This window comes from Vibrio sp. 1562 (assembly GCF_033340155.1).
Lineage (GTDB): Bacteria > Pseudomonadota > Gammaproteobacteria > Enterobacterales > Vibrionaceae > Vibrio > Vibrio alginolyticus.
Genome location: NZ_JAWOVY010000186.1, coordinates 1 through 867 on the forward strand (window position 1 = coordinate 1; position 867 = coordinate 867).

The window sequence follows — 867 nt, forward strand, 5'->3', positions numbered from 1 at the left end:
CTGTGCAACAAAAAACGCCAGCGAAAATCGCTGGCGTTTGAATGATGTGATATCAGAATCGATTGATGTGCTCTAAGAAAGGCTCGGCTTGCATAAAGCCAGTTAAACGAGCGTTTGAAACGTGTTCGCCTTTCGCATCCCAGAATTCGATGGTCGGCAAACCCAGCACGTTCATGTGTTTGAGTAGCTCAATATCTTGCACTTGGTTTTTGGTGACATCCGCTTGCAGCAACACGAAGTCTTGCAGCTTGGCTTCGACTTTTGGATCGTGGAAGGTGTACTTCTCAAACTCTTTACACGCTACACACCAGTCGGCGTAGAAGTCGAGCATGACAGGTTTACCTGCTGCTTTCGCCTGCGTCAGTTGCTCTTCAAGCTCGGCCACATTAGCAATGCGAGTAAAGCTAACCGTTGTTTGCTGTGCCTGGGTTTCGTGATTGCCAAACCAATAATTCAGTGCTGGTTGCGCGGAGGCGAACAAACCGAGGACGGCAATAATGCCAATTGCGCTTTGCTTCCAGCCACCAAACTCCAAGCTGTTTTTGATGTGATACAACCAACCAAATGCCGCGATACCGAGCGCAGACCACAACCCCGTCGACCACATTTCTGGCAAGATACGCTCAAGCAAGAAGATTGGTGCTGCCAGCAGAATGAAACCAAATAGTGTCTTCACGCGGTCCATCCAACCGCCGGCTTTTGGCAGCAGTTTGTTGCCAAATACCGCCACGAGAATCAGCGGAATACCCATACCCATCGCCAGTGCGTAAAGCGCAATACCACCAGTCAGCAAGTCACCACTTTGTGCAACGTAGAGTAGTGCGCCCGACAGAGGTGCTGTGGTACACGGTGAGCACACCAGACCTG

General features: G+C 50.5%; 1 protein-coding gene. It reads right to left on the minus strand.

The genetic code is table 11. The annotated features are described in order from the left end of the window. Nucleotides 1-52: 52 nt before the first annotated feature. On the minus strand, nt 53-867 hold an 815-nt coding region (dsbD, locus tag R7Z49_RS24045), incomplete at its 5' end, for a protein-disulfide reductase DsbD (RefSeq protein ID WP_318112237.1).